Source organism: Ruegeria sp. AM7, from assembly GCF_056535965.1.
In genome coordinates this window covers 225,435-248,191 of the sequence record NZ_JBQFJE010000003.1, presented here as the reverse complement: position 1 = coordinate 248,191, position 22,757 = coordinate 225,435, and the positions used below count along the sequence as shown (strand labels likewise).

At 58.1% G+C, this 22,757-nt stretch carries 20 protein-coding genes; 9 read left to right on the top strand and 11 right to left on the bottom strand.

Annotated features, from left to right (window positions below; genetic code table 11):
• Nucleotides 1-28 precede the first annotated feature (28 nt).
• Entirely contained in the window at nucleotides 29-1,063 is a 1,035-nt protein-coding gene (locus ACR3EG_RS04905) for an ACP S-malonyltransferase (protein WP_480483374.1), read from the bottom strand.
• Nucleotides 1,060-3,252, bottom strand: a complete 2,193-nt coding sequence (locus tag ACR3EG_RS04900) for a dehydrogenase E1 component subunit alpha/beta (RefSeq protein WP_480483373.1) — start codon at nucleotides 3,250-3,252, stop codon at nucleotides 1,060-1,062. Before ACR3EG_RS04900 ends, ACR3EG_RS04905 begins: the two co-directional genes overlap by 4 nt.
• A 164-nt stretch (nucleotides 3,253-3,416) precedes the next feature.
• Between ACR3EG_RS04900 and ACR3EG_RS04895 the strand changes: the two genes are divergently transcribed.
• Entirely contained in the window at nucleotides 3,417-4,307 is an 891-nt protein-coding gene (locus tag ACR3EG_RS04895) for a LysR substrate-binding domain-containing protein (protein ID WP_209195201.1), read from the top strand.
• 165 nt (nucleotides 4,308-4,472) lie between these two features.
• Here ACR3EG_RS04895 and ACR3EG_RS04890 read toward each other — a convergent pair whose 3' ends face one another.
• Nucleotides 4,473-5,630, bottom strand: a complete 1,158-nt coding sequence (locus ACR3EG_RS04890; protein ID WP_209195202.1) for an acyl-CoA dehydrogenase family protein — start codon at nucleotides 5,628-5,630, stop codon at nucleotides 4,473-4,475.
• A gap of 101 nt (nucleotides 5,631-5,731) precedes the next feature.
• Nucleotides 5,732-6,298, bottom strand: coding sequence for a TetR/AcrR family transcriptional regulator (locus ACR3EG_RS04885; protein WP_480483372.1), 567 nt, complete (start codon nucleotides 6,296-6,298; stop codon nucleotides 5,732-5,734).
• Between the two features lie 300 nt (nucleotides 6,299-6,598).
• Between ACR3EG_RS04885 and ACR3EG_RS04880 the strand changes: the two genes are divergently transcribed.
• The 7 genes from ACR3EG_RS04880 to ACR3EG_RS04850 all read left to right on the top strand — a co-directional run bounded on the left by ACR3EG_RS04880 (nucleotide 6,599) and on the right by ACR3EG_RS04850 (nucleotide 15,005).
• The gene (locus ACR3EG_RS04880; protein ID WP_170751567.1) at nucleotides 6,599-7,063 is read left to right on the top strand and encodes a nuclear transport factor 2 family protein; all 465 of its coding nucleotides are present in this window, start codon (nucleotides 6,599-6,601) and stop codon (nucleotides 7,061-7,063) included.
• A gap of 12 nt (nucleotides 7,064-7,075) precedes the next feature.
• Entirely contained in the window at nucleotides 7,076-7,696 is a 621-nt protein-coding gene (locus ACR3EG_RS04875; RefSeq protein WP_480483370.1) for a pyridoxamine 5'-phosphate oxidase family protein, read from the top strand.
• 45 nt (nucleotides 7,697-7,741) lie between these two features.
• Nucleotides 7,742-7,903 carry a hypothetical protein gene (locus ACR3EG_RS04870; protein WP_480483368.1) on the top strand — a complete coding sequence of 54 codons (162 nt, stop codon included), beginning with the start codon at nucleotides 7,742-7,744 and terminating at the stop codon, nucleotides 7,901-7,903.
• 106 nt (nucleotides 7,904-8,009) lie between these two features.
• Nucleotides 8,010-10,481, top strand: coding sequence for a heavy metal translocating P-type ATPase (locus tag ACR3EG_RS04865; RefSeq protein WP_480483366.1), 2,472 nt, complete (start codon nucleotides 8,010-8,012; stop codon nucleotides 10,479-10,481).
• Entirely contained in the window at nucleotides 10,478-10,867 is a 390-nt protein-coding gene (cueR, locus tag ACR3EG_RS04860; RefSeq protein ID WP_480483365.1) for a Cu(I)-responsive transcriptional regulator, read from the top strand. Before ACR3EG_RS04865 ends, cueR begins: the two co-directional genes overlap by 4 nt.
• 97 nt (nucleotides 10,868-10,964) lie before the next feature.
• A complete protein-coding gene (locus tag ACR3EG_RS04855; RefSeq protein WP_480483363.1) occupies nucleotides 10,965-11,837 on the top strand; it encodes an NAD(P)-dependent oxidoreductase in 873 nt (290 codons plus the stop codon).
• 108 nt (nucleotides 11,838-11,945) lie between these two features.
• Complete coding sequence (locus ACR3EG_RS04850; RefSeq protein WP_480483361.1) at nucleotides 11,946-15,005, top strand: aminotransferase class III-fold pyridoxal phosphate-dependent enzyme; 3,060 nt, start codon at nucleotides 11,946-11,948, stop codon at nucleotides 15,003-15,005.
• 52 nt (nucleotides 15,006-15,057) lie between these two features.
• On the opposite strand, the gene ACR3EG_RS04845 is transcribed toward ACR3EG_RS04850, so the two are convergent.
• Nucleotides 15,058-15,519, bottom strand: a complete 462-nt coding sequence (locus tag ACR3EG_RS04845) for a hypothetical protein (protein ID WP_480483359.1) — start codon at nucleotides 15,517-15,519, stop codon at nucleotides 15,058-15,060.
• The gene (gene hemP, locus ACR3EG_RS04840) at nucleotides 15,516-15,683 is read right to left on the bottom strand and encodes a hemin uptake protein HemP (protein ID WP_170751582.1); all 168 of its coding nucleotides are present in this window, start codon (nucleotides 15,681-15,683) and stop codon (nucleotides 15,516-15,518) included. Before hemP ends, ACR3EG_RS04845 begins: the two co-directional genes overlap by 4 nt.
• Nucleotides 15,684-15,907: 224 nt before the next feature.
• On the opposite strand from hemP, the gene gph reads away from it, so the two are divergent.
• Entirely contained in the window at nucleotides 15,908-16,582 is a 675-nt protein-coding gene (gph, locus tag ACR3EG_RS04835; protein WP_209195210.1) for a phosphoglycolate phosphatase, read from the top strand.
• Nucleotides 16,583-16,838: 256 nt separating this feature from the next.
• Here gph and ACR3EG_RS04830 read toward each other — a convergent pair whose 3' ends face one another.
• The 5 genes from ACR3EG_RS04830 to ACR3EG_RS04810 all read right to left on the bottom strand — a co-directional run bounded on the left by ACR3EG_RS04830 (nucleotide 16,839) and on the right by ACR3EG_RS04810 (nucleotide 22,058).
• Entirely contained in the window at nucleotides 16,839-17,594 is a 756-nt protein-coding gene (locus ACR3EG_RS04830; protein ID WP_170751586.1) for an ABC transporter ATP-binding protein, read from the bottom strand.
• Nucleotides 17,595-17,603: 9 nt separating this feature from the next.
• A complete protein-coding gene (locus tag ACR3EG_RS04825; RefSeq protein ID WP_170751588.1) occupies nucleotides 17,604-18,359 on the bottom strand; it encodes an ABC transporter ATP-binding protein in 756 nt (251 codons plus the stop codon).
• A gap of 11 nt (nucleotides 18,360-18,370) precedes the next feature.
• Nucleotides 18,371-19,576 carry a branched-chain amino acid ABC transporter permease gene (locus ACR3EG_RS04820; RefSeq protein ID WP_480483356.1) on the bottom strand — a complete coding sequence of 402 codons (1,206 nt, stop codon included), beginning with the start codon at nucleotides 19,574-19,576 and terminating at the stop codon, nucleotides 18,371-18,373.
• Between the two features lie 3 nt (nucleotides 19,577-19,579).
• Entirely contained in the window at nucleotides 19,580-20,611 is a 1,032-nt protein-coding gene (locus ACR3EG_RS04815) for a branched-chain amino acid ABC transporter permease (RefSeq protein WP_480483354.1), read from the bottom strand.
• Nucleotides 20,612-20,711: 100 nt separating this feature from the next.
• Nucleotides 20,712-22,058: a substrate-binding protein gene (locus ACR3EG_RS04810; protein WP_480483352.1), complete on the bottom strand. Its 1,347-nt coding sequence runs from the start codon at nucleotides 22,056-22,058 to the stop codon at nucleotides 20,712-20,714.
• Nucleotides 22,059-22,757: the final 699 nt, after the last annotated feature.

The window sequence follows — 22,757 nt, the reverse complement described above, 5'->3', positions numbered from 1 at the left end:
TGCGAATAAGCAGATCATCAAGACTGTGTCAGCCGGTTGCAAGTGTGCGTTGATCATCGCGGCCCATGGCAATCAGGAAGGGTTGCGCGTCCTGCCGCGCCTGAAACGCGGGTTTGTCCGCCAAGCCGCGCCAATCCGCCAATACCAGAGACTGTGCCACTGCGCCCCCAAGGGTTGCCCCAGGTCCAGCAACGATAAACAGGTCCGGTGCAAATTCGCGCGCTGCGGTTTGGATGGCGCGGGTGAAGTCATAAGGTTCGGTGACTTGGTGACCTAAAGTGTAGTTCCACAACGCTTGCGTATCCGTCGCTGCAGGCCACCAGATTTTGCCGCGTCCGTCGATCAGAGGGCGCTCGGGCTGGCCAAACAGGTCGGCCCCCAACCGCGCGCGGCCCTCGGCGGCGACCGGGGCTTGCAGCGCCGTGTGAAAGGCGGCGTGATTGGCCAGACGCATCGGGAACCGGTCCTGCTGGGCGGGCTGAGACGCCTCGAACGCAGTCAGCCCCGCCTCATCCCCGGCCAGAACCAGCATCCCACCCAAATCAATCGACAGGCCAAGCGTGTGGCCGTCCTGCGCATTGATCCGCGCGACCTCGGCCAGCAACTCCTCCTTCCGAGCAGAGTCGTTTACCCAGTCGTCACCGATGAATGGATAGACCAGTTGCCCGCCGATCAGGTGATCTTGCATCAGCGTGCCCATGGTGTTCACCACCCGAAACCCGTCCTGCGGCGACAACGCCCCGCCCGCAGCAAGCGCGCTGTACCAGCCCATCGAGTTCCCCGTGACCGCAACAACCTCGATATCATCAGCCACGGCCTGCGCATCCGCCAAAGACGCCGCATAGATCAGAGCCGAAGCCACATCCCCGCGCGAATAGGTACTGACCGTGAACCGGTCGGCCCCATCTAACGCAGTCACAGCCTGCTGCCCCGCCTCGGCACGCAGGGCATCGAAACTGTGAAACAGGTCCATCCGCTGCGCGTGGTGACGGTGCAGATAGCCCAGCTCGGGCTTGTTATAGGTGCCTCGACCGGGGCAGATCAGAACAGCGGTACGGGTCATGCGCGGCCTCCGGTTAGGTTTAATGCGGCGGCAACGATCCCGTCTTTTGACGGCAAAGGGGCTGCATAGGCGGGGCCGGTTGCTATGAAACTATCCTCGGCCACAACACGGGCGATTGGGGTGGCGGGACTTTCTTCGACGAAGAAAGTCATCAACGCCTCAGACTGGCTGCCGGTGCGGCGACATTCGTCGACGACCAAAACATGCGCGCATGTTTTGGTGGCCGCGCGCAGGGCATCCATCGGCAACGGGGCCAGCCAGCGCAGGTCGATGATCCGCACGTTCAGCCCCGCCGCTTCCAACTCAGGCAGCGCCTGTTTCGACAGGTAATGCCCGTTGCCATAGGTCACGATGGCCAGATCGGTGCCGTCGCCATGCACCCCCACCTCACCCAGCGCGATCCGCCGATCCGGCGCGGGATAAGTCGTCATCCAGCCCCCATCCTGCGCCTCATGCAGATCACGCATGGGATAGAGCGCGATGGGCTCCAGAAACACAACCACCCGTTGTTCCTCGCGCGCCAATCGCACGCATTCGCGCAGCATCTGCGCCGCGTCCTCTCCTGTCGAGGGGCAGGCGATGATCACTCCGGGAATATCGCGCAGCACGGCCAGCGAGTTGTCATTGTGGAAATGCCCGCCAAACCCTTTCTGATAGCCCAAGCCAGCAATCCGCACGACCATAGGGTTGGTGAATTGCCCGTTCGAGAAAAACGGCAGCGTCGCGGCCTCGCCCCTGATCTGGTCCTCGGCATTGTGCAGATAAGCGAGGAACTGGATTTCGGGGATCGGCACAAACCCGTTATGACCCATGCCAATCGCCAGCCCCAAAATCGATTGCTCGTCCAGCAGCGTGTCGATTACCCGGTCCGGTCCGAACCTCTGTTGCAGCTTTTGCGTGACCCCGTAGACGCCCCCCTTGCGGCCCACATCCTCGCCCATGCAGACGATTTCGCCATGTTCCAACATCAGATCAGTCAGCGCCCAGTTGATCAGGCGGCTCATGGGCTGAGGGTCATTCATTGCTCGCATATCCCCGCCAAACGCATCTGCGCGCGCCTGTTCGCTGGGGCCGTTCGAAGGTTTGCAGACCCGTTTGGGCGGGATCAGACTTGCCATCACCTCGGCGGCGCCACTCAGATGCGGGCGCGTGGCGGCCTCGGCAGCGATGCGATCGGTACGGGCGCAAGTGTCCTGGTATATCTTCAGCGCCTGCTCCGACGACAGCGCCCCGGCCTGATCCAGCAGGCGCACGGAATGCAGCAAGGGATCGTTGGCCTCATCCGCTTCGACCTCGGATTTGGGCATATATGTCGTCGGCACATCCGCCCCCGCATGGCCGTAAAGGCGCACGGTTTTCAGATGCAGGAAGGCAGGTTTCCGGCGAGTACGCACATAATCGGCGGCCTCTTGCGCGACGGCATAGGTCTCGTAGATATCCAGCCCGTTGGTCTGAAAATACCGGAGGCCGGGGCGATGCTCCATCGAAGCCTGTATCCAGCCTTTGGGTGTTTTGACCGAGATGCCAATCCCGTTATCCTCACACACGAACAACAAGGGCAGCGGCGTCGATTGCACGCTGGTCCAGCCCGCCGAATTGATCGCCCCCTGCGCGGTCGAGTGGTTGGCCGAGGCATCTCCGAAAGAACACATTGCGATGCCATCCTCGGGCAGTTCACGATGCTCGGGGTCATGCCGTCGGGCCGCGCACAGCGAATAGGCCGCGCCGACCGCCTTGGGCAGATGGCTGGCAATGGTCGAGGTCTGCGGCGGGATGGTCAGCGCCTTGGACCCCAGCACCTTGTGCCGTCCGCCCGAGGTGGGGTCTTCGGAAGAACACGCAAAACTCAGCAGCATGTCCCACGCGATCTGCTGGCCCGGCACCTGCTCGGCCCGCGCGATCTGAAAGGCGGCGTCGCGATAGTGCAGAAAGGCGATATCCGTCGGGCGCAGTGCATGGGCCACAGCCGCCATCCCCTCATGCCCGGATGAGCCGATGGTATAGAACCCCTGCCCCGCCTTCTGCATTGCGCGGCTGGTGCGATCCAGCGCCCGGCTTAGCACCTGCGAGCGAAACAGAGATACCGCTTCGGGCGCAGTCAGTCCCGACTGAGGAGGCGCACCATGGGGGAAGTCGTGTTGCGCCACACGGGTCAGGAAATTCTCATGAACGATCTGAGCGCGATCCATTTGCGGGTCCTTTTGGTTAAACCTGGTGGCAACATCAGAAATACAGCGCCCCCTTCTTGCAGGCATTCAGCAGCTTAAGCAAAGGAAATGCCTGTGATGTGTATCGGGCTGGCGCAGCGCAAATGCCAGTGATATTCCGTCCCAAAGGTATGAGGATTTGTCATATGATTGCGCCCCGTCGTTTCCTACCCTCAATCCCATCGCTTCTGGCTTTGGAAGCGGTAGACCGGCTAGGCAGCGCCTCGGCTGCAGCTGAAGAGCTGTCGTTGACCCAAAGCGCGATCAGTCGACAACTCAAGGCAATGGAAGAGCAACTGGGCGTCGATCTGATTCAACGCAACCAGATGCGACTGAACCTGACGCCCGCGGCAAAAGAATATGTTCAGGTCGCCCGGTCCAGCCTGAGCCAGCTTGCTCAGGCGTCTCTGAAGCTGAAGGCCAACCCGACCGGCGGCTCACTCAATCTGTCGATTCTGCCAGCGTTCGGGATGCACTGGCTGGCCCCCCGCCTTCAGGATTTCGCCCGCAAACACCCCGAAGTCACCGTAAACCTGAACACGCGTCTTAGACCGTTTGAATTTGAAAACGAACACTTCGACGCCGCGATTCACTTTGGCGGACGGACATGGGCCGGTGTGAATTACTTGCCGATCATGCGGGAAGATGTTCTGCCGGTCTGCGCGCCAGATCTGCTTCCGACACAGAACGACAACCCCGACTGGCTTTTGAGTGCACCCTTGCTGCACTTGGAAACGCGGCCAGATGCGTGGGAAAGGTGGTTCGCTGTACAAGGTCGGTCCGTTAGCGGTATTTCTGGCATGCTGTTTGACCAGTTTTCGACGATGGGTCAGGCGACAATTCACGGGCTGGGGGTCGCGCTGCTGCCGACCTATTTGATCGAAAACGACTTGAAAACAGGCAAACTGGTGCTTGCATGGAACGGCCCGAGTGTCAGCCTTGGCGACTTTTTTCTTGTCTGGCCCCAATCCCGAGCGGAATCTGAACCGCTCCGATCGTTTCGAACATGGCTACAGGATCAAATCTCTTTAGCCTGAACCGATACACAAGACTTACCGAGCAAAACTGCGCGGCCTTAGGCCTTGCGTCCTGCGGACAGCAGGGGCCGGGCAGGCGCGGGCTACGCCCGCGCCTGCCCGGCCCAACGGAAGGAGATGTTTCTTCAGAAACGTCGACGACGGGCGGGAGTATCCCGCCGGGCTTTATGTGTCCAAGGAACGTGCGATGAGTTCCTTCATGATCTCATTGGTGCCACCATAGATCATTTGAACACGCGCGTCGGCGTAGAGGCGCGCGATAGGGTACTCCATCATAAACCCATAGCCTCCGAACAACTGCAGGCATTCATGCATGACTTCGTTCTGCACCTCGGAACCCCAATACTTGGCCATCGATGCCGTCGCTGCGTCCAGCGTTCCAGCTTCAAGCCGAGCGATACAGTCATTCACAAAGCTGCGCAGAACCTCGGCTTTGGTTTTGCACTCGGCCAGTTTGAATCGTGTGTTCTGGAAATCCATAACCCGCTGACCGAAGGCTTTGCGCTCTTGCGTGTAACGCACCGTCTCGGCAATCGCGAAGTCGATCGCGCCAAGTGCGATGATCGCAATCGTCATACGCTCCCACGGCAACTGCTTCATCATTTGATAAAAGCCCTGCCCTTCTTCCGGGCCGATCAGGTTGGTCATCGGCACCTTTACGTCCTCGAAGAACAGTTCGGCCGTGTCGTTGCCCTTCATCCCCAACTTCTTGAGGTTGCGCCCCTTCCGGAACCCGTCCGCGCCTCCGGTCTCGACCGCCACCAACGAAACACCTTTCGAGCCCAGCGATTTGTCCGTTTTTGCTGCGACAAGGATAAGATCAGCCGACTGACCGTTAGTAATAAAGATTTTCGAGCCGTTTATGCGGTATGAATTGCCATCTTTCTCGGCAGTTGTCCGAATGCCTTGAACATCGGAACCAGTTCCCGGCTCAGTCATCGCCAACGCGCCGACCATTTCACCCGAAGCCAGCTTGGGAAGCCATTTTTGCTTTTGCTCTTCGCTGCCATAAGCGGTGATGTAATGGGTCACAATCGATTGGATCGGGTAACCCCATCCACAATCTCCGTGCGACGCCTGCGCGTACATCGTAACCGCATCGAAACCAAGACCGCCCCCGACACCGCCATGTTCCTCAGAAATCGACCCGGCCATAAGACCCATTTCCCCAGCCTTGTGCCAGAACGCTCGATCAACTTGCCCCTGATCGTTCCAGCGTTCGGCGTTGGGGACCAATTCATCCTGCATGAAACGGTCCGCCATCTCTGCGAACATCCGATGCTCTTCGGTTACCCAATTGGCGGAATTCGTAAACAAAGACATTTCGTGTCCCCTCAAGTCAGTTTCCTTGAAGGTAACCCCCGCGATCCGGCAATCCAATGCGCCAAGAGCTTTGCTACGCAACGTCTTTTAAACGTAACGACTCAGACCGGTAGCGCATTCGCCAACAACACCCGGGCTGCTTCCTTGGCGTCGCGCGCAGGATCACAGCTTTTCAGCAGAACAGCAGTGACAATCGCACCTTCTTTCAACAGCAGAATCTGACATCCCAGCTTTTCAGGCTCGCGGGCGCCTGCGTCGCGGGCCAAATCGGTGAAATATTCGAGCAGCAGACGTTTGTGCTCGGCTGCTTCCAGATGGATGGGGTGGTCTTTGTCCTGGTATTCAGCACCGGCTTTGATGAACATGCAACCGCGATAGCCGTCCTCTTCAAACCACTCTTGCAAGGCATCGAAACTGGCCAGCAGTTTTTGCGCGGACGTGTCGGCAAGCGCGTCGATCCGGCCATAGAACCAGTTGCGGAAATTCTCATCCCGCAAGCGTAAGGCGGCAACGATCAATTCCTCTTTGGTTCGGAAATGCTTGTACATCGAGGTCTTCGACACACCTGTCTCTGCCACCAGTTTGTCCATACCGGTGGCGTGAAAGCCATCCCGGTAAAAAACCTGCAGAGCATTGCGGACCAGCTCGTCGCGTTTGTTCGGGCGCATAATTCGGCTCCTGAGTGTACTGATCAGTACATAACCATAGTTTCATTTCGCGACAAGATTGCCGGGAACTCAACCCCTGAAGCCTTTAAATTATAGCTCTTTCAAGGTCATTCAAAAATTTTCTCAAATTGAGACTTGCAAAAGTTTACCGATCAGTACACATTAACCTCAAGATGTACCGATCAGTAAACCTTGGAGCTAGACGATGAAACGCCGCAACAGCCCATTTTCCCCTCAGTATGTCCCCTTCCTGTTGACCCTTGCGCTGCTTGCTGCCGCACTGACCTGAAAGACCAAGATATGAGCCGACCCCCTCTGCCACCCTTCACTCTTGAGACCGCCACACAAAAAGTCCGTATGGCGGAAAACGGCTGGAACAGCCGCGACCCCGATCTTGTGACACCCGCCTATACCGAGGACAGCCAATGGCGGAACCGCGCCGAATTCCTATCGGGCCACGAAGACATCCACGCCTTCCTGACCCGCAAATGGAACAAAGAGCTCGACTACCGGCTGATAAAGGAACTGTGGGCATTTACGGAAAACCGAATTGCCGTACGCTATGCCTATGAATGGCATGACGATAGCGGTCAGTGGTTCCGGTCCTATGGCAACGAGAACTGGGAATTTGCCGAAGATGGCCGGATGGCCAAACGCCACGCCTCGCTGAATGACCTGCCGATTGACGAAGAAGACCGTCTGTTTCACTGGCCCCAAGGCCCCAGACCCGAAGACCACCCCGGCCTCTCTGATCTGGGCCTCTAGAAAGGATCACCCATGCCCCGCGCCTTTTCTGAACTGACCTTTACTCCCGCCGTCCGCGCCCATCAGGAAAGAATGGGATCGGCCAAGACCTATGCCAAATTCCTAGAAGGCGGGCCACAACAGGGGCATCAGATCGGCCCTGCGGAAAAAGCGTTTATCGAGGCGCGGGACGGTTTTTACCAATCTACTGTGTCCGAGACCGGTTGGCCCTATGTGCAATATCGCGGCGGGCCAATCGGGTTTCTAAGGGTGCTTGGGCCGACAACCATCGGATACGCCGATTTCTCGGGCAACAAACAGTATATCTCGCGCGGGAATTTGGACGGAAACGACCGGATTGCCATGATCCTGATGGATTACGCCAACCAACGACGGTTGAAAATACTGGGTCGGGTCGATTTTACCGAAGGCGAAGCCGCCGCCGCCAGCCTCTATCCCGACGGGGCGGAAACGCCCGCGGAACGCGCCGCAATCATCCGGGTCGAGGGGCTGGACTGGAACTGCCCCCGCCATATCACACCTCGCTTTACCGAGGCCGAACTACGCCCCCATCTGAACACGCTTGGTCAGCAATTGGCGCAACTTCAGGCCGAGAACGAAAAATTAAAACAGGAACTGGCAAAACGGGGCTGAACCGAATTGCGATCCGCCCTCAGATTGGAAACAGGGATTACCATCATGCTGCGCTCGACACTGAACCTCGCCAGTTTCTGCCTTTTTGGCATGTTTATGTGTGTGGCCATTCTGATGCTGGGGTTTTTCGCGTCTCCAGAAGCTGTCCGCAGCGCGCCGCCCGCCCAATACAACTCGCTTTTGCTCGAGGTTTTTTCAGATCGCTGACCCCAAACGCATGGCAGCTATGCGTTGAAAACCCACGCAACCCCTTGACCTTCCCGTGACTGGAACCCCCATTTAAAGGAACAAATATCTACACGGGATGAGTCGGATGACAGCCGTACACGAAATCAGGCTGAACATAACCGGAATGGGATGCGCATCATGCGTGGGACGTGTCGAAACGGCCCTGCGCGCTGTGGATAGTGTGACCGATGCTTCGGTGAATTTCGCAACCAAAGTGGCGCAGGTTACCCACGACGGCCCGATCACCCAGCTAACCGATGCGCTGGACGCCGCCGGATATCCCGCCGCAACAGCCACAGCATCGCTGAAGATCGAGGGGATGAGCTGCGCGTCGTGCGTGGGCCGGATCGAGCGTGTCTTTCAGGCGGACCCGGCCGTGATCAGCGCGCAGGTCAACCTCGCCACCGAAGGCGCAACAATTCAGTTCGTTGAGGGGGCTAGCGATCCCTTAGCATTGGCCAAGCTATGCGCTGATGCAGGTTATCCAGCGCATGTCGCGCAGGTGGATGAGGGCGCGACGGACAAAGCGCAAGAAGCCACCGCACTGACGCGCACGACCCTCTTAGCTGCGGTACTGGCTCTACCCGTCTTTGTCCTTGAAATGGGTGGGCACATGGTCCCGTCCTTTCATCACTGGGTGCATCAGACCATTGGGTTGCAGACCAGCTATTTGATTCAGTTCGCGCTGACCACGGCTTTGCTGGCTGGACCGGGAAGAGTGTTTTACGCAAAGGGTGTTCCATCCCTGTTACGCCGCGCACCGGATATGAATGCGCTGGTCGCGATGGGCACGGGTGCGGCTTATTTGTACTCGATCGTCGCCACATTCGCATCGGGTCTCCTGCCGCAAGGCAGCGCGAATGTGTATTTCGAGGCCGCCTCGGTCATCGTTGTCCTTATTCTTCTGGGGCGCGCGATGGAGGCACGGGCCAAGGGCCGCACCGGCGCTGCTATCCGCAAATTGGTGGGCCTGCAACCAAAGACGGCTCGGGTTGAACAAGGTGGCGCCACTGTAGATCGTCCCATTGCCCAGATCGTGGTGGGTGACATTCTGCAAATCCGCCCTGGTGAACGCGTCGCAGTGGATGCCGTGGTGCTGGAGGGTACGTCATACATTGACGAAAGCATGATCAGTGGCGAACCCATTCCGGTCGGCAAAGCACCAGACGACCCGGTTGTGGGTGGTACGGTGAACGGCACCGGCGCGTTGCGCGTCCGTGCAACGCGGGTTGGGGCCGACACGGTGCTGGCGCAGGTCATCCGCATGGTCGAACAGGCGCAGGGTGCCAAGCTGCCGATTCAAGGGTTGGTCGATAAGATCACGGCTTGGTTCGTTCCCACCGTGCTCGTCGTTGCATTGCTGACCATTGCGGTCTGGCTGGCCTTTGGGCCCGCGCCGGCGCTGCCGATGGCGCTGGTCACCGGTGTTTCGGTCCTTATCATTGCATGCCCTTGCGCGATGGGTCTGGCGACGCCGACCTCGATCATGGTTGGCACCGGGCGCGCGGCTGAGTTGGGTGTTTTGTTCCGCAAGGGCGACGCGCTGCAACAGTTGCAGCAGGCAAAGGTGGTTGCATTGGACAAAACTGGCACTCTGACACTGGGTCGGCCCGAATTGGAAAGCATCACCACCGTCAACGGATTCGACCGCGATGACGTTCTGCGTCTGGCCGCTTCGATTGAGGCGCGGTCCGAGCACCCGATTGCCACCGCGATCACACGCGCCGGACCTGCGGATCTGCTGCAGCCAGTCGAATTTGAGTCTCTGACCGGATTGGGCGTGCGGGCCGTGGTCGAAGGGCGCGAGGTGTTGATCGGGTCGCCTCGGTTTATGGATCAGGGCGAAGTGGACCTGTCTGAGCTGACGTCCGAGGCAGATCAACGCGCCGCCGCAGGGGCCACGCCTTTGTTCGTTGCAGTGGACGGTCGGGCCGCTGCTTTGCTGACGGTTTCCGATCCGATCAAGCCGGGGACGACCGAGGCTTTGGACCGGTTGCACGCGATGGGCCTGACTCTGGCCATGGTCACAGGAGACAACGCACATACAGCACAAGCCTTGGCCAACAAGCTGGGTATAGATCATGTCACCGCCGAGGTTCTGCCCGACGGCAAACTAAAAGCGATCAACGCACTGCGCGACCGGTTCGGGGCGCTGGCCTTTGTGGGTGACGGTATCAACGATGCGCCTGCGCTTGCCTCTGCTGATACTGGAATTGCCATCGGCACGGGCACGGATGTGGCGATTGAAACGGCCGATGTTGTTCTGATGTCCGGAGATCTGCGCGGCGTCGCCAATTCGGTCGAGATCAGCCGCCGCACGATGCGCAACATCCGCCAGAACCTGGGTTGGGCATTCGGGTATAACGCAGTGTTGATCCCGGTCGCGGCGGGCGTTTTGTTCCCCTTCGGCGGACCGTTGCTGTCCCCGGCTTTGGCGGCAGGGGCGATGGCATTGTCCAGCGTCTTTGTCGTGACCAACGCCCTGCGCCTGCGACGGGTGCGGGCCACGCTGCCCGAGCGGCAGGCAGAACACCAACCTCAGACGGTGACCTCATGAATATCGGAGATGTTTCGACCCAGACGGGCCTGCCCGCCAAGACGATCCGCTACTACGAAGACATCGGGCTGGTTAAACCACTGAGGGATAACAACGGATACCGAGTGTTTCGCAGCCAGGACGTGCACAAGCTGAACTTTCTGGGCCGCGCCCGCGCCTTGGGATTCACCATCGAAGATTGCCGGACCCTGATGGCTTTGTACGAAGACGAGACCCGCGCCAGCGCTGATGTGAAAAAAGTCGCGCGCGCGCATCTGGCGCAGATCGAGGCCAAAATCGCCGACTTGAATGCGATGCGGGATACGCTTGGTCATCTGGTGGACGCCTGCGCAGGCGATGACCGTCCAGACTGTCCAATCCTTCAAGATTTGGGTGGGAACCCTTAGCGCAGGGTTGCCCTTTCCTCGTAGCTTTGATTTGTCTCTGCTGAACATTCCGGACTGCTGCGCTAGGTGGTTGTCGGACAGCAGAGAGGATCTCCACATGGCAAAAGTCGCGTTTCTGGGTTTGGGTGTAATGGGCTATCCGATGGCCGGTCACCTGCAGGCTGCAGGCCACGATGTCACCGTCTATAACCGCACCACAGCCAAGGCCGAGGCTTGGGTGGCCCAACATGGTGGATCAATGGGGACGACGCCGCGCGAAGCTGCTGAGGGCGCGGAATTTGTCATGGCTTGCGTGGGCAATGACGATGACCTGCGCATGGTCTGCACCGGAGAGAACGGCGCGTTTCACGGCATGTCCGAGGGGGCGATTTTTGTCGATCACACAACAGTATCCGCCAAGGTAACGCGTGAGCTCTACGACGCAGGCAAAGCCGCAGGTATCGCGTTTGTGGACGCTCCGATCTCGGGCGGTCAGGCTGGGGCCGAGAATGGGGTCTTGTCGATCATGTGTGGTGCGGATCAAGCGGCCTATGATGCAGCAGAACCGGTGATGCAGGTCTATTCCAAAATCTGCCGCCGCATCGGTGACAGCGGCGCAGGTCAGATGACCAAGATGTGCAACCAGATTGCCATTGCAGGTTTGGTGCAGGGTTTGAGCGAAGCACTGCATTTCGCTGAAAAGGCCGGATTGGACGGGCGCTCGGTCGTTGAAGTGATCAGCCAGGGGGCGGCCGGCAGCTGGCAGATGGCCAATCGCTATGAGACGATGCTGGACGACCATTTCGACCATGGATTTGCGGTCGACTGGATGCGCAAGGATCTGGGGATTTGTCTGGATACGGCGGATGAGACCGGGGCATCTCTGCCGGTGACGGCTTTGGTCGATCAGTTCTACAAGGATGTGCAGAAGCTGGGCGGGGGGCGGTGGGATACGTCCTCGTTGATCAAGCGGCTGCGCGCTTTGGGGTAACGGGTCAGGGGGGCTGTCTGCCCCCCATCGCGCCGGGGCGCGATTCCCCCCGAAGGTATTTTTAGCCAGATGAAAAGGATCCCGTTTGCAAACGGGGCAGGTTTGGGAATGGAAAACATGACGCAGTTCTGGGCCGATGCATTGCGCCAGCATTGGGGTCTTGAGGCCAAGCTGACGCGGCTGGACGGCGAATATGACCTGAATTTCATGGTCCATGCCACCAATGGTCAGGATTATGTGTTGAAGGTTATGCGCGCAGGGTGCGAGGCCGAATTCGTCGACTTGCAGGTCAAGGCGCTGGAGCATATCGCGGCTGAGGCGCCGGGTCTGCCGTTTCCCAAGGTTTTCCCTGATCTGAAAGGCCGTCTGCTGCCTGAGATTTCTGATCAGGACGGGCATCCCCGACTGGTCTGGTTGCTGGAGCGTTTGCCGGGCGAGTGCTATGCCAAGACCGCGCCGAAATCCGAGGCATTGATCCTGAAGCTGGGCCGTGCGTTGGGGGCGACTGACCGTGCGCTGGAAGGGTTCTCGCATGACGGTTTGCAACGCGATGGTTTCAAGTGGGACATGATGCAGGCAGGTTGGGTTGCGGATCAGCTTGAGGCGATTTCTGATCCCGCGCGGCGCGCTTTGCTGGCCCAGGTTTGTGCCGGGTTTGACGCGATATCACCGGTTCTGTCTCGCCTGCCCAAACAGGCCATCCATAATGACGCCAATGACTATAACATTCTGGTCGAGGGTGAGATGGGCCAGCGGCAGAGCGTCTCGGGCCTGATTGATCTGGGGGATATGTGCGCGGCACCCCGCATCTGCGACCTGGCGATTGCCGGGGCGTATATCGTGTTGGACCAACCCCAGCCCGAACGCGCGCTGACCGCCTTGGTGCAGGGCTATCACGCCGCGAACCGCTTGCGCACGGATGAGGTTGATCTGATCTGGCCGCTGTTGCGGATGCGGCTGGCGGTGTCGGTGGTGAACTCGACCCTAATGGCCATCGACAATCCCGATGATCCGTATGTAACCATCAGCCAAGCCCCCGCCTGGCGGTTTCTGGAGAACGCTTCGGTCAATGGCGGCTTGATGGCGGCGCGGCTGCGCGTTGCCTGTGGGTTGCCGGTGACAGAAGGGGCCGAGCGTGTCCACGCCTATCTGGCCGCGCATCGCGGTCAGTTCGCGCCGATGTTCGGACAGGATCTGGATGATGTGCCGATGGGGTCGCTGTCGGTTGAAAACTGCGTCTGGCCGCAGAACCCGTTTCATATGCCTTTGGCCGAGGCCGCGCGCGTGGGCGAGGAATATGGCGAGGGCCTGTGGCTGGGCTATTACAATGAGCCGCGCCTGATCTATGCCGAGCCGGGGTTCCGCAAAGGGCCGTGGAAGGCCTCGGACCGGCGCACGGTGCATCTGGCGGTGGATGTGTTCGCCCCGGCGGGCACCGTGCTGCACGCGCCGATGAGCGGGCGGGTTGAGGCGGTGGAAAACCGTGACGCCCATCTGGATTATGGCGGCGTGGTGATCCTGCATCATGAAACGCCAGAAGGGGATGCGTTCTATACGCTCTATGGTCATCTGGACCCCGAGGTGTGCGATCGGCTGAACCCCGGCGATCCGGTGGCGCAGGGCGCGGCGTTTGCGCAGCTAGGGGATCACACACAAAACGGCGGTTGGGCCCCGCATGTGCATTTCCAGCTGGCGATGACCACGGACGGGATGCAGAACGACTGGCCCGGCGTTGGTGACCCCGATGAGATGGAGCTGTGGCACGCGGTTTGCCCCAACCCGGCGGCCTTGCTGAACCTGCCTGATGACAAGGTGTTCTATCAACCGACCGACAAGCAGGCGATCCTGCAGGGGCGGCACGACAATTTTGGCGGCAATCTCAGCCTGACCTATGACGACCCGGTCATGTTGGTGCGCGGGTGGAAACACCACCTGTTCGATGAATGGGGCCGTCCCTATCTGGACGCCTATAACAACGTCCCCCATGTGGGCCACGCGCATCCGCGTATTCAGGCCGTGGCGGCAGATCAGCTGCGGCGCATGAACTCGAACACGCGCTATCTGCATCCGGCGCAGACCGAATTTGCCGACAAAGTGTTGTCGAAACTGCCTGACCACCTTGAGGTCTGCTTTTTCGTCAATTCCGGCACCGAGGCGAACGAGTTGGCCCTGCGGCTGGCCCGCGCCCATACCGGGGCCAAGGGGATCGTGACGCCGGATCATGGCTATCACGGCAATACGAATGCGGCGGTCGCGATCTCGGCCTATAAGTTCAACAAACCCGGCGGCGTGGGTCAGGCGGATTGGGTCGAACTGGTTGAGGTGGCCGACGATTATCGCGGGTCTTTCCGGCGCGACGATCCCGACCGCGCCACAAAATTCGCGAATTTTGTGGACCCTGCGATTGCCGCTTTGCAAGACAAGGGCCACGGCATCGCCGGTTTTATCGCAGAAACCTTCCCCTCGGTCGGCGGGCAGATCATCCCGCCCAAGGGCTATCTGCCTGCGGTCTATGAAAAAATCCGCGCCGCCGGAGGGGTGTGTATCGCTGATGAGGTGCAGACTGGGCTGGGACGTCTGGGTGAGTATTACTTTGGCTTCGAACACCAGGGCGCCCTGCCCGATATCGTGGTCATGGGCAAACCGATCGGCAACGGGCACCCCTTGGGCGTTTTGGTCACCACCAAAGAAATCGCCCAAAGCTTTGACAACGGGATCGAGTTCTTCTCGACCTTTGGTGGATCAACCTTGTCCTGCCGGATCGGGAAAGAGGTGTTGGACATCGTCGATGATGAGGGGCTGCAGGACAATGCCCGCGTGATGGGCGCGCGGCTATTGGATGGCCTGCACGGGATCGAGGCTGATTTCGGCTGTGTCGGCGACGTGCGGGGCATGGGCCTATTTTTGGGAGTCGAGTTGATTAACCCGGACGGTTCCGAGGGCTCCGAGATTTGCAAATACGTCAAGAACCGGATGCGCGATCATCGCATTCTGATCGGCAGCGAAGGGCCAAAGGACAACATCCTGAAAATCCGCCCGCCCCTGACGATCGAGGCGGATGATGTCGACATGATTCTGTGGGCGCTGCGCGATGTGCTGACCGAGGTCGGTGACTATGCCCCTGCCCCCGCCTGCGATCACCACCATGCCGGTTGCGGGTGTTGCTGAATGAACAAACCCCCGGCCTGACTAGGACGGGGGTCTGAGCCTGACCGAGTTGTTAATGCAACACGGCAGAGGGGGTTACGTGGCCGGTCGAAGGCAGCGGGGCCGCGACTGACATGCGACGCAATGCCAGCGCCAATTCCTCGGACAAGGCAGCAAGGGCGGGCGCGAAATCCGGACGGACGATAAGCGCCGCCAACATCATTGTGTCTTCACGCGCACCTTCCGAGGCTGCGGCGATCATCTGCGCGAAACAGTTCTCATCCGCGCCCAGACAGGAACACCCCAGTCCGTGGCGGATCAACGGTCGTCTGCCATGATGAGCACAGAGTGAACACAAGCGATCCATAACACTCATCGCAACGCTGTCCTGATCGGATTCTTGCGCCAAACCATCTGCGCACGCCAACGCTGCATCGCTCCACTGCCGCAAGTACAGAACCGCGCTGGCTTCAATAGGGCTAAGGTCCGTCAGTCGACCAACGGTAGCCCCGCCGCGGGTAAAACGCGCGCTCATTTCGTCAGGATCAGTTTGCCAGCGCGGGTGATGCGCAGGGTGTAAAGCTGATCACCCAGCTCAATATGAGCCAGATTTCCGCCTTTCGTCAGTTCTTCGGCCTTATGTGCCGGCAGCATGGATACGGGGTAAGATTGCGTGGGGTTCGGGTTCTGCACATTCATCAGGTCAACTCCAGAGGGTCACGGGCGAAAGGCCGATTTCTGTTCGCTTTTTCAGTGGCTGGCTGACCCGAATCCGGGTTGGCTTGGTGTCTTGACCTTTAATCTGATTATTTTACTCAGGTATGTCAAGCGTCAAAATCAAACCTCATTCATCCGCGCGGAATTGCGCTGCTTTGGCGATCGGGCTAAGCCTGATGCGACAATTCAAACGCCCGAGGTTTTCCATGACTGCAACGCTCATGTTCGATCTGGACGGAACGCTGATCGACAGTTTGCCTGATATCGCGGCCGCCGCGAACCGCATGCTGCAGGACGAGGGACGCCCCCATCTTCCACAAGAGACAATCCAGCAATTCGTTGGGAATGGCCTTCCCAAATTGGTCGAACGTGTCATCAGGCATTGCGACATGCCACTTGATCGCCATGCAGAACTGACTGAGCGTACACTTGCACATTATTCCGCCGCATCCAGTGCGCTGACCGTGCCCTATCCCGGTGTTTCCGAGGCGCTACAGCAGCTGCGCGATATGGGATGCGTGTTGGGCATTTGCACCAACAAGCCCGAGGCCCCCGCCCGCGATATTCTGCGGGATTTGGGCCTCGCTCATCATTTCGAAACCGTCTTTGGCGGCGATACTCTGAACACACGCAAGCCCGATCCCGCGCATCTTCACGCCAGTTTCGCCGCCGTCACCCCGACCGGTCCGCGTCTGTTTATTGGCGACAGCGAAGTCGACGCCGAAACCGCGCAACGTGCGCAGGTTCCGTTTCTGCTGTTCACCGAAGGGTATCGGAAGTCACCCGTCTCCGAAATCCCGCATGCACTTAACTACGACCACAACGAAAAACTGCCCTCGTTGGTCCGGCAAGCGATATCGAAACTGGAAGAAACGGCCTGACCCAAACGACTGAGGGGCCGGCCGAGGGGGTAAGAAGCCAGCCCCTCAAAGGGGGAAATGTCCTTGGTAAAACCTTGGATGATTTACGGTTAACTCCGTTGGCGCCCAAGGCATATTGGGGGTTTCCCGTAGTGGCCATTAACCCCATGAAACCGCAGTGAATTAATCCACTCCTTTTTTTGCAGCGGTCAGAAAAAAGGCGGCGTGATCACTCACTCCGCCTTAACTCTGTAAATTTGTCGGTTAACCAAATGGATCAGATTGCCAGGTATTCCTCACGCAGCTGCGTATTCTCCAGCACTTCGCTAGCCGTTCCATCAAACACAATACTGCCTGTATCCAGGATGATTGCGCGGTCGGCCAGTTCCAACGCACGCACGGCGTTTTGTTCAACGATGATCGTGGTCATACCCTGTTGCTTTACGTGGATCAGAGTCTTTTCGATCTCATCCACGATCACCGGGGCCAGTCCTTCGTAGGGCTCGTCCAACAGCAAAACCTTGATGTCGCGCGCCAATGCACGCGCTATGGCCAGCATTTGTTGCTCACCACCTGACAGGGTCACGCCCTCTTGCTTGCGGCGCTCGCCAAGACGGGGGAACAACTCGTAGATACGTTCAAGCGACCAGCCAATTGGTGGCGCAATCTGAGCAAGTTGCAGGTTTTCCTCGACCGTCAAGCCAGGGATGATCCGGCGATCCTCGGGGACAAGACCAAGACCGGCCGCTGCGGCCTCGTAGCTTGTTTTGTTGTGCAGAGGCTGGTGGTCCAGCCAGATCTCGCCATGGCGCACTTCGGGGTCATCAAGACGCGCGATCGAGCGTAGGGTCGAGGTCTTACCAGCCCCGTTCCGGCCGAGCAGAGCTAGAATTTCGCCCTCGTGTACGTTGAAGCTGACGCCTTGAACGATGTAGCTTTCGCCGTAGTACGAGTGCATATCCCACACCGAAAGAAAGGCGGGCGCAGTTGTGGCCATATTGGCGTTTTTCGAAAAGTCCGGTTTCTGATTCATAGCTTTTCCTTACGCTGCCTCGCCCAGATAGGCTTCGCGAACCTTGGGGTTACCGCGAATGTTCTCTGGCGCGTCTTCCACCAAGGGTGTGCCCTGTGCCAGCACGGTAATCCGTTCGGCAAGGCTGAAGACCACATGCATATCGTGCTCAATGATCGCGATGGTGATGTCGCGTTCATCCTTGATTTGTTTCAGCAGGTCGATCGTGTTGTTGGTATCGGCCCGCGCCATTCCGGCCGTCGGTTCATCCAGCAGCAACAGACGCGGGTTCTGGCTAAGGCACATGCCGATCTCAAGCCGACGCTTGTCACCACGCGACAAGGAAGCGGCATGCATTTCGCGCTTGTCGGCCATGTTCATCTCGACCAGCATCGCTTCGGCCTGTTCCACGATGTCCTTTTCCTTGGCAATCGTCTCATAGGCGTGCATCCGAAACGCCCCGTCTCGCATGGCGAAAATCGGGATTAACATGTTCTCCATCACCGTCAACTCACCGAAAATCTCGGGGGTCTGGAACACACGGCTGATGCCCATCTGGTTGATCTGAAACGGTTCGAGCCCTAGCACCGAGTTGTTGTCAAACAGGACCGACCCGGTGTCCGGCATCAGTTTACCCACAAGACAGTTCAGCAGGGTCGACTTGCCGGCGCCATTGGGGCCGATGATGGCATGAACCGAATTTTCCTCGACGTTCAGGTTCACGTCCGTCAGCGCCTTTAGGCCACCGAAGCGTTTACTGACGTCTTTTACACGTAGAATTGCCATAGTCGCCTCCTTTATTCCGCTGGCTCGGTTTTGCCCGAAGGCGCATCATCCGAACCGGATTTCCGACGTTTGAACCAGTTCGATACCCGCTGTCCGCCTTCGACAAGGCCGCCCGGCAGATAAATCACCACCAACATGAACAGAATACCCAATGTCAGGTGCCAGCCTTTGCCGATGAACGGGTGGATGATGAACACCACGGCGTCCTCCAACCCGTCGGGCAGGAAGGCAAACCAGCTGTGCAGGACGTTATCGTTGATTTTCGAGAAGATGTTCTCGAAATACTTGATGAAGCCCGCGCCCAGAACCGGACCGATCAGCGTTCCGGTACCGCCAAGGATGGTCATCAGAACCACCTCGCCCGAGGCTGTCCACTGCATCCGTTCGGCCCCGGCCAGCGGATCCATCGCGGCCATCAGGCCACCAGCCAGACCAGCATACATGCCAGAGATCACAAAGGCCGCCAGCGTATAGGGTTTCGAGTTCAGCCCGGTGTAGTTCATCCGCTGCTGGTTCGATTTCACCGCCCGCAGCATCATCCCGAAAGGCGACCGGAAGATGCGGATCGCCAGATAAAACACGACCATCATAACCACCGCACACAGGTAGTAGCCTGCGTTGAAGTCAAAGCTCCACGCGCCAATGTCCAGCGTGTAGGTCGCGCGCATGGGTAATCCGAACAGATGCGGCAGATCGGGCGCATTGGCCCCCTGCAGAATCTGCGGGTCATCTGCATAGACCTGAAGGCCAGTTTCCCCGTTGGTGAGGTTGAATTTGGGGTTCGACAGCACCGAATAGGCCAGCGCAAAGCTCATCTGTGCGAAGGCCAGCGTCAGGATCGAGAAATAAATCCCTGACCGCCGCAGGCTGACATAACCGATCAGCAAAGAGAACAACCCAGCGATCACCACGCTCAGCGCGATGGCGGGAATGACGTTATAGCTGAGCAGCTTGAACATCCAAACGGCCGAATACGATCCCACGCCCAGAAAGGCCGCATGGCCGAAGGACAGGTATCCGGTCAGGCCAAACAGGATGTTGAACCCGATGGCGAAGATGCCAAAGATCACAAACCGCTGCATCAGGTCGGGGTAGCCCGCGTTGAACTGCGCCATGGCGCTGTCCGCCGGGAACGGGTTCAGGATGAAGGGGGCCAGCAGCGTCAGAATCCCAACGATGACCAGCAGCCCGGTGTCTTTTTTGTTCAGTCCAAACATGGATTAGTCCTCCATCACGCCTTTGCGCCCCATCAGCCCGCGTGGCCGCAGCAGCAGCACGATGATGGCGACAAGGTAGATGATGATCTGGTTGATGCCCGGAATCGTGGTTGTGGCCCATGTGGTTGAGGCAAAGCTCTCGAGGACCCCCAGCAAGAACCCCGCCAACACGGCCCCAGGCAGCGATCCCATGCCACCTACAACAACCACGACAAAGCTAAGGACCAAGAAGTCCATTCCCATGTGGTAGTTCGGCGGATTGAGCGGCCCGTACATAACCCCGGCCAGTCCTGCCACCGCAGCAGCGATCCCGAACATAATGGTAAATCGGCGGTCGATGTTGATGCCCAACAGACCCACGGTTTCTCGGTCGGCCATACCGGCGCGAACAACCATGCCGAAGGTGGTGAATTGCAGGAATGAGAAGACTGCACCGATAATGGCAACCGCAAAGCCGAAATAGACCAGACGCCAGATCGGATAAATGATGGCGTTCGGATCGAACCCGATCATGGTGCCCAAATCGACAGAGCCATTCAGCGCGTCCGGCGGCGGGGTCTGAATCGGGTTGGCTCCGAAGAAATACTTGACGACCTCTTGCAGCACGATAGCCAGACCAAATGTCACAAGGATTTGATCCGCATGGGGGCGTTTGTAGAAATGCTTGATCAGCCCGCGCTCCATCACATAGCCGACCAACAGCATGATCGGGATCGCGAACAAGATCGCCAGAGGCACCGACCAGTCGATGATTGACGCACCGACCTCGGGACCGAACCATGCCTCGACATAAGGTGTCTCGACCTTCAGCGGATTACCCAGAAAGTCCGTCTGGGTTTCGTCGATGGTCTGAAAGCTGAGGCTAAACAGCTTTTGCAGGGTAACAGCACAAAAAGCGCCGATCATGAACAGCGCCCCGTGGGCAAAGTTCACAACACCCAGCGTGCCAAAGATCAACGTCAGCCCTAACGCGATAAGCGCATATGCCGATCCCTTATCGAGCCCGTTTAGGATTTGAAGAAGTATGGCGTCCATTGTCCCCCCCTTTTATTGCCTTCAAGGCAGGCTCCCCTGCGTCAGCAGGAGAGCCCAGTTTCAGGTACAAGAATTTTCGTCGAAAATTCTGAGGCGCGGATTATGCGCCCGAGTTACACGAACCCAGGGCACCGCCAGAGAACATCGGGTGATCCGGTGCATAGGTCACCTGCTCGACCGGGGTCACTTCAACGATTTCCAGCGTGTCATAGGCGTTGGTCGGGTTTTCGTTGCCACGCACGACCAGCACATCTTTGAAGCACTGGTGATCTTCGGCGCGGTACAACGTCTTGCCGTTGCCCAGACCGTCGAACTCGAACCCTTCCAGCGCTTCGACAACGCCACAGGGGTTGAACGTACCCGCACGCTCGACCGCATCGGCATATAGCAGAACCTGCGCATAGCAGGTCTGGGCCGAGTTGGATGGCGGTTTGCCGTACTTTTCACCGAAGGATTTCACGAAGGCCTTGGTGCCCTCATCCTGCAGCTGCCAGTTCCAGTTCATCGAACCCAGCACGCCCTTGATGTTCTCGCCCGCACCAGCGGCCATCAGTTCGGAATACAGCGGCACGACAATCTTGAAGTCCTTGCCGTTGGCCACCTTGTCCAGCAAGCCGAACTGAATCGCGTTGGTCAGCGAGTTCACCATGTTGCCGCCATAGTGGTTCAGAACCAGAACATCCGCGCCCGAGTTCAGAACCGGAGCGATGTAGGACGAAAAGTCCGTTGACGCGAGTGGTGTTTTGACCGTGTTGACCGTTTCCCATCCCAAGGCTTCGGTCGAAGCAACAATCGACTCTTCCTGGGTCCAGCCCCAGTTGTAGTCAGCTGTCAGGTGATAAGCGCGGCGTTCCTTGCCCATCTCAGCCGCCAGCACCGGCGCCAGCGCGGCACCCGACATATAGGCGTTGAAGAAGTGGCGGAAACCGTTGGCTTTCTTGTCTTTACCGGTGGTGTCATTGGCATGGGTCAGACCCGCCATAAAGATCACGCCTGCCTCTTGGCACAGACCCTGAACCGCAACAGCCACGCCCGAGGACGATCCGCCGTTGATCATCACGGCCCCGTCTTTTTCGATCATCGACTTGGCCGAAGCGCGGGCTGCATCCGATTTGGTTTGTGTATCACCGGTTACGAACTCGACCTTTTTGCCAAGGATACCGTTCCCCTTGAGCGCCTTGGACGTAAAGGTGTTCAGGCAACCGCCATCGCCTTCACCATTCAGATGCTCGACCGCCAGCTGTTGCGCCAGAAGTTCATCATTTCCTTCTTCGGCATATGGCCCGGTCTGCGGGACGTTGAAACCAAGGGTAACCGAAGACCCTGTGGGCTCGTTAGTGTAGGCTGCTGCTGACGAAGCGGTGAAGATCGTAGGCAGGGCCAGACCGGTTCCCGCAACGGCACCGGACTTCAGCACGCCGCGGCGTGTGACAGATTTGTTAGTCATTCATTCCTCCCATTTCCCAATTTTCACTCTCTGGCTCCTCTTCCAGCGAGTGAAGGCGCATTTCTGCGTTCTATGAGTATGGAGGCCCATCCGAAAATTTCTCAACAACCTATTAAACTTGCAACGATGTTAAGTAAACAAATATACAAGAAAATAGAAAATCAGTTAATGTTTCGCCATTCTGGTTTTTTTTACTATTTAATTACAGATGTTTAATTGTGAACTCAATATTCCTGTCAAAAACCTAAAACCGCCACCAAACTCGCTGATTCAAGATGCACCCTTAGGGTCAAATGCGAAGAGTTCTCACAATGACACTTGTCCGCGCCGCATTGATACACCTGAGAGCACATTCTGAAGAGCTTAAACTTACCAATATTTGACGAGTTTATTTTCCGACATAATTCCCATTATGAACGCTCATAATGACTCAAGCCAGAGCGCCTGACACGCCATGAAAGAAACAGTCTAAAAGAGCTCGCTCGTTTGTCCCCAGAAAGGAGGCCATAAAGTCACAACTTTCGTTCGTTGCTCTAAATTTATGTTCCATTAATTTTCAGTTAATTTTTTAGATGGTACGTTAGTCTTTCAAAAGAATCGTTAAAGAATCGAGTGGGCATTTGTCCGCTTTTGGCGTAAGCCGCATTTTTGTTGTAATTAGTATGGAATGGTGACGTATGAATGGGGGGAAGGCTCAAA

Bases quoted from the DNA above. Each gene is read 5' to 3' on its own strand.
- gph (WP_209195210.1), top strand. From the start codon at position 15,908: ATGACTGCAACGCTCATGTTCGATCTGGACGGAACGCTGATCGACAGT.
- ACR3EG_RS04855 (WP_480483363.1), top strand. From the start codon at position 10,965: ATGGCAAAAGTCGCGTTTCTGGGTTTGGGTGTAATGGGCTATCCGATG.
- ACR3EG_RS04890 (WP_209195202.1), bottom strand. From the start codon at position 5,630: ATGTCTTTGTTTACGAATTCCGCCAATTGGGTAACCGAAGAGCATCGG.
- ACR3EG_RS04900 (WP_480483373.1), bottom strand. From the start codon at position 3,252: ATGGATCGCGCTCAGATCGTTCATGAGAATTTCCTGACCCGTGTGGCG.
- ACR3EG_RS04810 (WP_480483352.1), bottom strand. From the start codon at position 22,058: ATGACTAACAAATCTGTCACACGCCGCGGCGTGCTGAAGTCCGGTGCC.
- ACR3EG_RS04845 (WP_480483359.1), bottom strand. From the start codon at position 15,519: ATGAGCGCGCGTTTTACCCGCGGCGGGGCTACCGTTGGTCGACTGACG.
- ACR3EG_RS04865 (WP_480483366.1), top strand. From the start codon at position 8,010: ATGACAGCCGTACACGAAATCAGGCTGAACATAACCGGAATGGGATGC.
- ACR3EG_RS04820 (WP_480483356.1), bottom strand. From the start codon at position 19,576: ATGTTTGGACTGAACAAAAAAGACACCGGGCTGCTGGTCATCGTTGGG.
- ACR3EG_RS04895 (WP_209195201.1), top strand. From the start codon at position 3,417: ATGATTGCGCCCCGTCGTTTCCTACCCTCAATCCCATCGCTTCTGGCT.
- ACR3EG_RS04885 (WP_480483372.1), bottom strand. From the start codon at position 6,298: ATGCGCCCGAACAAACGCGACGAGCTGGTCCGCAATGCTCTGCAGGTT.
- ACR3EG_RS04815 (WP_480483354.1), bottom strand. From the start codon at position 20,611: ATGGACGCCATACTTCTTCAAATCCTAAACGGGCTCGATAAGGGATCG.
- ACR3EG_RS04850 (WP_480483361.1), top strand. From the start codon at position 11,946: ATGGAAAACATGACGCAGTTCTGGGCCGATGCATTGCGCCAGCATTGG.
- hemP (WP_170751582.1), bottom strand. From the start codon at position 15,683: ATGAATGTGCAGAACCCGAACCCCACGCAATCTTACCCCGTATCCATG.
- ACR3EG_RS04875 (WP_480483370.1), top strand. From the start codon at position 7,076: ATGCCCCGCGCCTTTTCTGAACTGACCTTTACTCCCGCCGTCCGCGCC.
- ACR3EG_RS04905 (WP_480483374.1), bottom strand. From the start codon at position 1,063: ATGACCCGTACCGCTGTTCTGATCTGCCCCGGTCGAGGCACCTATAAC.
- ACR3EG_RS04880 (WP_170751567.1), top strand. From the start codon at position 6,599: ATGAGCCGACCCCCTCTGCCACCCTTCACTCTTGAGACCGCCACACAA.
- ACR3EG_RS04825 (WP_170751588.1), bottom strand. From the start codon at position 18,359: ATGGCAATTCTACGTGTAAAAGACGTCAGTAAACGCTTCGGTGGCCTA.
- cueR (WP_480483365.1), top strand. From the start codon at position 10,478: ATGAATATCGGAGATGTTTCGACCCAGACGGGCCTGCCCGCCAAGACG.
- ACR3EG_RS04830 (WP_170751586.1), bottom strand. From the start codon at position 17,594: ATGAATCAGAAACCGGACTTTTCGAAAAACGCCAATATGGCCACAACT.
- ACR3EG_RS04870 (WP_480483368.1), top strand. From the start codon at position 7,742: ATGCTGCGCTCGACACTGAACCTCGCCAGTTTCTGCCTTTTTGGCATG.